Source organism: Bradyrhizobium sp. 956_D2_N1_4 (assembly GCF_052076025.1).
Taxonomy (GTDB): Bacteria; Pseudomonadota; Alphaproteobacteria; order Rhizobiales; family Xanthobacteraceae; genus Bradyrhizobium; species Bradyrhizobium barranii.
This window is the reverse complement of sequence record NZ_CP197237.1, coordinates 1,409,128-1,418,398: the sequence shown is the minus strand read 5'-3', so window position 1 is coordinate 1,418,398 and position 9,271 is coordinate 1,409,128. Positions and strand designations below refer to the sequence as shown.

The window sequence follows — 9,271 nt, the reverse complement described above, 5'->3', positions numbered from 1 at the left end:
TATCAACGCGATATCGCGTCGATGCGAGCTGCGGCGGCCCGGCCAGAATGGCCCTAAAGCATGACGAGATTGGGCTGCCCTAGCGCTGGCCCTGGTTGGCAAACGGGCTAAGCAGACCCGGCGGCAGCTTGAAATTTGCCGGCTGCGCGCTCTTGTTGATCGTCAGGTTCTTGCTGGCGCCAGGATGGACGTCGGAAGCCGGGGTCGGCCCACTTCGCGGCGGCGGGACCGGCATGGCGACCGGCACGGGCGGCGGCCCCGCAAGCACTGGCCCGCCCGGAACCGCACCGGCCTTCATGTCGGGCGACGGGATGTCCAGCACGGTAATATCGAGTCCTCTTGCGAACTCCACCTGGCGCCGCTCGACCGCCCGAAGGGTCCATCCTTTGTGGTTTTCGCCTGCTTTCAGCCGGACCACGGACTTGCTGGCGGAATCAATGAACAAGCCGATCTTTTCGCTGCCGACGATGGTGCCCAGCAGAGAGAGCTGCGGCCTCTCGGGTTCGGCCGGCGGCGGCGGAGCTACCTGCACGGGCGCCGACACGGCAACCGGTGCAGGCGCCGGCGGCCGTCGCGTCGGCGCAAACAACGGCCGCTCACGGCTGGCCGTCAAACGCCCGAGCGGGATAGCCCACAGCGGGTTGTCGCTGAGCGCGCGTTGTGCCGGTGCAGGCGCCGGCGGCCGTTCGACAGTCGCGGGCGCCGGCACGACGGCGGGAGCTGGAGCCGGGCCGGCCGGCTTCGTGGCAAACAGATCGTCGCGTGACTCGGCGGGGGGAGAATCCATCGAACCGGGCGCGCTGACGGCAAACGCCTGGACGCTTCCCCCGGCAAGGACGCCAGCGAGCAAAGCAATAAATAGGCGCATCGACATGGCGCTGACCGTCCCTGATCGGACCCGAGCGATAACCGTCATGAATATCAATCATGTGACATTTGCGAGCAGGGAACCGATGCGCCAAGCCGGTCCGCGAAATCGCAGGGCATGGGGAGGGGAGATCAATGCGCGCGCCCTATCGTCCGCCGCCATCACATCTACTGGGGGCACGATGTTGGATCAAAGCCGGGCGCGCTTCAAAAAAATGCACCCGGCGCGAGCCGGGTGCAAAGTGTTGTCGATCGTCGATCAGGCTGAGACCTGATAGCGATCAGTAAGCGCCGACCTTGCCGGTGCAGCCGCTGGCGTTCAGACCGTTGGTCGGGTCGTTGAGGAGCGTGTAGATTTCGCCCTGCCACACCGCCGGAACCTGAGCGAAGCCGTTGTCGTTCATGATGGCGTTCGAGCCGCTGCCGTAGACGTAGTCGAGGAAGGTCTTGAACCAGATGAACGCGTTGTTGCTGTTCGCGTGCGTCTGATAGCACTGGTAGATTTCGAACCAGGAGAAGCCGGAGATCGGATACGAACCGGAAACCACCGGATTCGGATTGACACCCTGCAAGCTCCAGGTCAGCGGGTTCGCGCGGCTGACGCTGTCGAACTGCGGGATGGCGGTCGCCATCGCCTTCTGGGCACCCTGGAAGGTCGGCGGCTGGAACTTGCCGGTCGCGCCGGTGATGTCCCACTGCGACTGGAGGTTGGCGGTCTTCAGGCCACCGGCCTTGACAGGCAGCCAGAAGTCCTGGGAGGCGTAGCCGATCGCACCGTTCGTCGAGGTGACGAGGGTGACGAGGGCGCCGCTGCCCGAGGCGTTGGCGAACGTGCCGGGGCTGGTCACGGCGTTGCCGCACTGGTCGGTCGGGAACTGATCCGGCCAGTTCAGCTGGTTCGCACCGCGCGCGAGCAGCGGAGTGGTGCAGGCCTGCGAACGATCGGTCCAGGGGAAAGCGTACGACACGACGGTCGCATCGCTTTCGCTGTTCGGTCCGAACTCATAACGGCACTGCTCAACCAGCGCGTTGGAGAGCAGGAAGGTGGTGCCGCTGCCGTCCTGACGATGCACGAAGGTGATGTTGCCGGTGCCGAGCGTGCCACCGTTGAGCGTGGTCAGGATCGCGTTGTTCCACTTGGTGATGTGGCCCGACGCGATGCCGCAGAACGCGTTACGCGACAGGTTGAGGCCGCTGCTGCCGCCAGCCGGGGTCGCCGGCAGAATGTTCAGGGTAGCGCCGGCACCATCCTTGCCGTTCAATCCAAACGCAACGGCGCCGATGACCGCCGGAATCTGGATGAGATTGCCGAACTTCGACTGCGCGCTGCTGGCGCCGCCCGTGTTCCAGGCGGTCATGTCGGCGGCGTTGACGACGTCGTCGCTGCCGATGAACTGCACGCCATCATAGTCGGAGATGTTGTTGATGCCGAAGTTGCTGCTGGTGTAGGCGGGAGCGGAAGAGGAAGGCGTTCCGATCTGGGTCTTGTCGTTGGTGCGCAGCACGGTCTTGCCGTTGCCCGAACCGGTACCGGCATAGAGAATCGCGCCGCCGATGCCGCTGGTGTTGAAGCTACCGCAGCTCGCAGCCTTGGCCATCGGACCCGGCTTGCCGGGGCTGCCCTGCGCCTGGGTGTAGATGCAGTCCATCAACTGCCGATAGACAACCTGCGGGAACGTCGCGCCCGCGCCAAACGCAACCGACTGCGCCTGAGCAGACTCGGAAGCAACGCCCATCGCAGCGAACGCAACCGATCCCAAGAGTAAAGTCTTCAAGTTTCGCATAACCTCAGTCTCCCTGTTTGGATACCCCAAGCCTGCTACGATCAGCAGCCGGGCCCCGGAGCGAGGCGGACGCTATCGGCGGTATGTGAGACTTTGATTGTTGTTTTGTGAATTATGATACTCATCTCATCTACAATGAGATCGATCTTCGTGCCGACCTGACAACAAGCTCAGGATTTCACGAGCAGAAGCATGGAATTCTCGCCCTCGCCAAATGTTATCCACGCATCAAACGCCAATCGTAAAATATGTGGACGCCGTCGGATCGGATGCCTCTCACACATCCTGAAGCTTGAAGCGCGAACATCCGACGATCATCTCTTGACGACGCGCTGCGAGCAAATGCCGGCGGTGACGCCGCCGGCGCGCTTTCACAGACCTGTCTTGTCGACATCACATCACCGTTAATGTCGCATCGTTAAAAAGCACCCCGGCAATCCGGCCGCGCCGCACATGATGCCTCGTATCATAACCATATCGTTCGCCATCGTGTGAGTGCTGCGCGGATAAGACCAGCAAGCAAGAAGGATCTACGAAATGAACGCTCTGCCCGGTTTCCGCATGCCTTACCGTGCAATGACGGCACGCGCCGGCTTAGCTACCGTCTGGCTGGCCGTCATGCTCGGCGCCGGAGCACCGGCATTTGGTCAATCGCCGTCGGCCGATCCTGTTGTCGCCGTCGTCAACGGAAGCCCGATCCATGAGAGCGATCTGGAGCTGGCGGACGAAGTCATCGGCCGAAATCTGCTTGTTCAGGACCCCATCGAGAGGCGCGAAACCCTCCTGAAGATGGTGACCGACGCCGTGCTGCTCGCAAAGGTGGCGACCGATCGGCACATAGAAGACCCGGCCGATCTTCAGCGCCGCGCCATTTTCGCGCGCAATCAGGGCCTCACCAACCATCTTCTGACTGTCGTTGGTCAGCAGGCGGTGAGCGAGGAGGCCATGCGCAAGGCGTATCAGGAGGTCGTGCTCAATGGGGTGACAACCGAGCCCGAACTGCATCTGCGCCACCTTGTCTTCATGATCGCTCCGCCCGCGGACGATGCCGCGATCAAGGCGGCCGAACAGAAAGCCAAGGCGGCGATGGATCGGATCAACAAGGGCGAGGACTTCACGGCCGTAGTCGCCGACGTGTCCGAGGACCCCGTCACCAAAGCAAGGGGCGGCGACTACGATTGGCGGCAGCGCGGCGAGATGGGCAAGGAATACGCCGACGTGGCGATCAAGCTGAAAAAGGGCGAGGTTTCGCAGCCGTTCAAGACTGCAGTTGGCTGGCATATCCTCAAGCTCGAGGATACGCGTCCACGTAAACCGGCCGACTACGACAAGATCCGTGATCGCCTGGCAGCGATGGTCGCCTCTGCAGCGCAGATCGAGCTCGTGGATAAAGTACGCGCCGAGGCGAAGATCGAGCGCATGGACCAGATTCATAAAGCAGACAAGGAAGGCGCCAAAGTCAGGTAGCGCCCCTGCCCTGCCTGCCAACCCCGCGATATCCCGGCAGTGAGTAAGCGATGGGCCTTGCCGTCATCATCCTGACGCACAACGAAGAGCGCCACATCTTGCGGGCTCTCGCCTCGGTTGCCAAGATTGCAACCGAGGTTTTTGTTGTCGACAGCTTCTCAAGCGATCGAACGGTCGAGTTGGCGCGCGCTCAAGGCGCGACCGTATTGCAGAACCGGTTCGTCAACTACGCGAAGCAGTTTCAGTGGGCGCTCGAGAATGCCCCGATCACCGCCTCGTGGATCATGCGGCTCGATGCCGACGAAATCATCGAAGCCGATCTCGGCGCCAGAATTCGCGATGAACTGCCGCGCCTGAGCAACGAGGTCGTCGGAATCAACCTCAAGCGCAAGCACATCTTCCTTGGTCGCTGGATTCGCCATGGTGGCCGCTACCCGCTCCTCCTCTTGCGGATCTGGCGCCGCGGCCACGGCCGCATCGAAGACCGCTGGATGGATGAGCACATGATTCTGTGGGGCGGCCAGACTGTTACATTCGATGGCGGGTTCGCCGATCACAATCTCAACGACCTGACGTTCTTCACCGACAAGCACAACAAATACGCCACACGCGAGGCAATCGACGTGATCAACGAGCGTCATCGTCTGTTCGGGCGCGATGTTGATCTGATATCGGAGGAAGGCTCGCGCCAGGCAGCCATCAAGCGCTGGATCAAGGAACGGCTGTACAACCGTATCCCTTATCAAATCAGCGCGCCGGCCTATTTCCTGTTTCGCTTGATTTTCCAGCTCGGTTTTCTCGACGGCAAGGAAGGCCTTGTCTATCACGGATTGCAGGGTCTCTGGTATCGCTTCCTTGTCGGCGCAAAGGTGGAAGAGCTGGAAGCCGCCATCTCTCATCTGAAAGATCCGGCGGAAATGCGCGCGGAGCTGCGACGCCTGACCGGCCTCGTCATCGAGCTCTGATCAACATGCGCTCGAACGCCAGAATGATTTTCAATGAGCACGGTACATGACGCGTAGTGCCGCGGCCATCGTTGCCCTGTTTCAGTTGCTTTGGATGGCGGAGGCAACCGCACAGTCCGCGATGTTCTGGTTCAACGATCCCGTCGGTCCGGACGAAACAGTGCTCGTCACCGGCGCCGAGCTCGACAAGATTACATCTGTGACGGTTGCCCGAATTGGCGACGGCCCCTCCCGCGAGAGCGGACAGGAAACCTCCGTTCCGATTCTGCAGGCCAATCCCCTCTCCCTTAAATTCACGATCCCGGAGCAGTTCACGCCCGGGATCTACCGCTTCAGCCTGACCCACCCCCAGGGCACTCTCATTGGCCGCATCAACCTGCCAACAATCTATTGGACGCAGGGAAACCTCGGCGACGAGGTCTCGCCTTCGGGCTGGCTCCAGGTGTTCGGTCGCAACATCGTTCGCCAGTCAAGCCGTGCACAATTGTTGCTGCTGCCCGATGCCGGGAATGCACCTACGAAAGCCGTTTTGACCAAAGGCGACCTGTGGCGCGGTGCGTTTCGCATCCCTGATCAGGTTTCACCCGGCCGCTACAGGCTGCGCCTCTCCAACGGAGACGGCGGCGACGCCGAATGGGTCGATGTGGGCAGCATCGTCGTGCGCTCTCTCGAGGCGAACGCGGTGCAATCCTTCGATGTACGGGCATTTGGCGCGAACGGCGACGGCAAGTTTGATTGTACTCGCGCCGTCAAGGCCGCCATCGAAGCTGCGAGCCAGGCCGGAGGCGGGACCGTGTACTTCCCGCGCGGGCGCTATCTGATCTCGGACATGATCGTCATTCCACCTCGCGTCAAATTGCAGGGTGAACGCATCGATCTGGTCAATTTGGTCTGGCCTAGTCTGGCAACGCTTCCGGCCGCACTGATACAGGGAAGGTCGCAGTTCTCGGTCGAAGACCTCACAATCTACGCATCGAACCACCCGCACATCATCGCGGGGGGCTTTCAGTTCGGCGACGCCCCGATTCCTGACGCGGCCGATATCGCCATCCGACATGTCCGCATTCGCGGTTCGGCCTTCCGGGGTCTCATGGAGGCTGAAGCCACCCTGCAGCAAATGAACGACTTCCGCCGGATTTATCCCGATGGATCTCCCGACACCATTCGATTGAGCGGAAACAGGATCGAAGTATCCGATTGCGACATTCTCGGATCCGGACATTCGCTTCGGCTCTTCAAGGCAACCAACGCGATTGTGGCCCGCAATATCCTGACCAACGGCCGCTATGGCTCCTACTCGATCGTAGGATCGCGTCAGGTCGTCTTTGAAGGCAATACGGTCACTGCCGCCGATCTCCAGGGGACGGGCGGAGGAATATCGACGCTGTCAAAGTGGGTCAGCGCATCCGAGAATATTTTCGTCGGCGGCAATACGTTCAAGGCCATTTATGGCTGGGATCGGGAAGCCATGACGTCGGACGGGCCAGGCGGATTCTATTTCGGACACGCGAACAGCGCAGGTCCGGATCGGTTGTCGCTGCTGGATGCAGCGAATCCGTATCCGGCCGGCACGGACTGGACCGGCGCCGCCGTCATGGTGGTCAACGGACGCGGTGCCGGCCAATACGCCAGGGTCAAAGCATTCGAGAAAAAGCCGTCCGACATGTCGGTGGCGCTCGATCGACCGCTCGAGGTGACGCTGGACTCGAATTCGGAGATCACGATTACGCAGGCGCAGCAGAACTATCTGGTCATCGACAATGACTTCGAGGATACGGGCGTCGCCGCGCAGACGTACGGGACGGCGCTGGGGCATGTCATCTCCGGCAATCGATCCAACAGGACCAGCGGCTTTGCCGTCTTCGGACTGGCCTACGATAGTTTCCAGCCCGGCTGGCGGATTCAGATCCTCGACAATCACATACTCGAGGGAAACGTCTACCGGGCCGGACCCGAACGGAGCATTTTCTCCAATGAGGCTTCAATTCTTGTCCAGGCGAACCAGACCGCAAAGGCTCCAGGTCGGCCGCCAATGGTGCAGGCGGTGATCGTTCGAGGCAATCGCCTCGATCAGGACGCCCACATCGAAATCAAAGGCTTTGCCGCGACCTCGCCCGGCGTTCGTGACGTGGTCGTCGAAGGAAACACCATGGGACCATCACGGGTCGGTCTGATGATTGATCGCGGCGTCGCGTGGTGGCTCAGTCGAAGGAACGTCGAAGAACGGCGTATCCAGAAATAGCACTGCGAGCTAACGCCCCTGCCTCGCGCTCCCTCTCGATCAGTCACGGTAATGATAAGTTCCGTTGTTAGTTAAACCTCTGCTCTGGCTGCGATCTCCCGCTGTGGCCGAACGGAATTCCTCTCCGGCAGCCGCTTCACAACCTGAAAGACTGTACCGATGACCGCAATTCTCGGCCTCAACCTCAACCATCCCGATGCCTCCGCGGCGCTCATCATCGATGGCAAGGTGGTCGCAGCTTCGGCTGAGGAGCGCTTCGGTAAACGCATCAAGCATGATCCATCCTTCCCGCAGCAGGCGATCCAATCGGTTCTCGCCATGGGCGGCATATCGTCGAAGGATCTGGATTTCATCGCGGTCGCGCGCGATCCGTCGCAGAATCGCGCGGCCCAGGTCTCGTATGTATTGCGCAATCCGCTTTCGGGCGGCAAAGCGGCGCTCGAGCATATCCGGCGGGCCAAGGACGAGCTGAGCATCAGCGAGCAGGTCGCCGAGGCGTCCGGGCAGGCCCCGGACATGGTCAAGGCCAAAGTCGTCAACGTGGAGCATCATCTGTCCCACATTGCGAGCTCCTACTACTGCTCGCCGTTCGACGGGCTGACGGCCGGTTTCTCCTATGACGGCAGCGGCGATTTCACCAGCGCGATGGCGGCGCGCTGCGAGGGTACACGGATCGACGTGCTCGACCGCGTCAACCTTCCGAACAGCCTGGGCTTCTTCTACACGGCATGCTGTCAGTTCATCGGCTTCGCCGAATATGGCGAAGAGTACAAGGTCATGGGGCTCGCGCCATACGGCGTCGACAGCTATGCGGACACGATGCGAGAACTCGTCCAAACGCGGCCCGATGGCTGGTTCAAACTCGCCGATGGCTTCTTTGGCATGCACCGCGGCGGCGAAAGCGGAAAGATGGACGAGCGAAATCACGTGGAAATGCTGCGCTTGTTCACCGACAAATGGATCGAGAAATTCGGTTCACCGCGCCAGCGCGGCCAGGAGCTGACGCAACGGGACAAGGACATCGCCCGCTCCTGTCAGGTCCGCTTCGAGGAAGTGGCGGTGCATTGCTTCAACAAGCTGCACGATCTGGTCCCAAGCAAGCAGGTCGTTTATGCCGGAGGTTGCGCACTCAACGGCGTCATGAACGCGCGCCTGTTGCGCGACACGCCCTTCCAGCAGGCATATATGCAGCCGGCTTCATCGGACGACGGTCTGTGTCTCGGTGCGGGCCTGTGGACATGGCACAATGTCGCGGGCGGACGAGAACGATTCCATATGACGCATTCCTACTGGGGGCCGGCTCACTCGGATGAGACGATGCGGCGCGCAGCAGAATCGGCCAAAACTCCCATGCGCGAACTATCGCCCGGCAACGTTCCGAAGGCGGTCGCATCCCTGTTACACGCCGGGCTGGTGGTTGGCTGGTACCAGGGGCGATCCGAATGGGGCCCGCGCGCTCTCGGCAATCGCTCCATTCTCGCCGACCCGACCCGCGCCAACATGAAGGATGTCATCAACGCCAAGATCAAGCGAAGGGAAGGCTTCCGCCCGTTTGCTCCGACCATCTTGCAGCCGGCGGTATCGACCTATTTTGAACAGGATGTATTCAGTCCCTTCATGATGCATGTCGTCAAGCTTCGCCCGGAATGGCGTGAAAGACTTCCCGCCATCACCCATGTCGATGGCACCGGACGGCTGCAAAGCATCGCGCGGGACACCAATCCGCTCTACTACGACTTGATCCACAGCTTCGGCGAACTGTCCGGGATACCGATCGTGCTCAATACCAGCTTCAATGAGAACGAACCGATCGTCGACACACCCGAACAGGCCATGAGCTGCTTCCTTCGCACCGGTCTCGACGCCATCTGCCTTGGCAGGTACCTGGTGGTGAAAGGCGAGCATGCCAAGCTGTTGTCGGACGCGTAGGCCGCTGACGCCGTGAA

Annotated in this window: 7 protein-coding genes; 5 read left to right on the top strand and 2 right to left on the bottom strand. The window is 61.2% G+C overall.

Features of this window, described 5'->3' with window-relative positions:
* Positions 1–79: 79 nt before the first annotated feature.
* Positions 80–787, bottom strand: coding sequence for a hypothetical protein (locus AB7535_RS06530; protein WP_144030802.1), 708 nt, complete (start codon positions 785–787; stop codon positions 80–82).
* 85 nt (positions 788–872) lie between these two features.
* Here AB7535_RS06530 and AB7535_RS06525 point away from each other — a divergent pair, with 85 nt between their 5' ends.
* The gene (locus tag AB7535_RS06525) at positions 873–1,142 is read left to right on the top strand and encodes a hypothetical protein (protein ID WP_085402771.1); all 270 of its coding nucleotides are present in this window, start codon (positions 873–875) and stop codon (positions 1,140–1,142) included.
* Between the two features lie 6 nt (positions 1,143–1,148).
* Here AB7535_RS06525 and AB7535_RS06520 read toward each other — a convergent pair whose 3' ends face one another.
* Complete coding sequence (locus AB7535_RS06520; RefSeq protein WP_071915583.1) at positions 1,149–2,651, bottom strand: substrate-binding domain-containing protein; 1,503 nt, start codon at positions 2,649–2,651, stop codon at positions 1,149–1,151.
* A 537-nt stretch (positions 2,652–3,188) separates the two neighbouring features.
* Between AB7535_RS06520 and AB7535_RS06515 the strand changes: the two genes are divergently transcribed.
* From AB7535_RS06515 to AB7535_RS06500, 4 genes are all read left to right on the top strand, one after another.
* Complete coding sequence (locus AB7535_RS06515) at positions 3,189–4,118, top strand: peptidylprolyl isomerase (protein WP_085402770.1); 930 nt, start codon at positions 3,189–3,191, stop codon at positions 4,116–4,118.
* Positions 4,119–4,168: 50 nt separating this feature from the next.
* Positions 4,169–5,083 carry a glycosyltransferase family 2 protein gene (locus AB7535_RS06510; protein ID WP_085402769.1) on the top strand — a complete coding sequence of 305 codons (915 nt, stop codon included), beginning with the start codon at positions 4,169–4,171 and terminating at the stop codon, positions 5,081–5,083.
* A 46-nt stretch (positions 5,084–5,129) separates the two neighbouring features.
* Entirely contained in the window at positions 5,130–7,325 is a 2,196-nt protein-coding gene (locus AB7535_RS06505) for a glycosyl hydrolase family 28-related protein (RefSeq protein WP_144030801.1), read from the top strand.
* A 159-nt stretch (positions 7,326–7,484) separates the two neighbouring features.
* Positions 7,485–9,254 carry a carbamoyltransferase family protein gene (locus tag AB7535_RS06500; protein WP_085402768.1) on the top strand — a complete coding sequence of 590 codons (1,770 nt, stop codon included), beginning with the start codon at positions 7,485–7,487 and terminating at the stop codon, positions 9,252–9,254.
* Positions 9,255–9,271 lie beyond the last annotated feature (17 nt).

Coding starts and splice junctions, on each gene's coding strand:
- AB7535_RS06530 (WP_144030802.1), bottom strand. CDS start 787: ATGGATTCTCCCCCCGCCGAGTCACGCGACGATCTGTTTGCCACGAAG.
- AB7535_RS06525 (WP_085402771.1), top strand. CDS start 873: ATGGCGCTGACCGTCCCTGATCGGACCCGAGCGATAACCGTCATGAAT.
- AB7535_RS06520 (WP_071915583.1), bottom strand. CDS start 2,651: ATGCGAAACTTGAAGACTTTACTCTTGGGATCGGTTGCGTTCGCTGCG.
- AB7535_RS06515 (WP_085402770.1), top strand. CDS start 3,189: ATGAACGCTCTGCCCGGTTTCCGCATGCCTTACCGTGCAATGACGGCA.
- AB7535_RS06510 (WP_085402769.1), top strand. CDS start 4,169: ATGGGCCTTGCCGTCATCATCCTGACGCACAACGAAGAGCGCCACATC.
- AB7535_RS06505 (WP_144030801.1), top strand. CDS start 5,130: ATGACGCGTAGTGCCGCGGCCATCGTTGCCCTGTTTCAGTTGCTTTGG.
- AB7535_RS06500 (WP_085402768.1), top strand. CDS start 7,485: ATGACCGCAATTCTCGGCCTCAACCTCAACCATCCCGATGCCTCCGCG.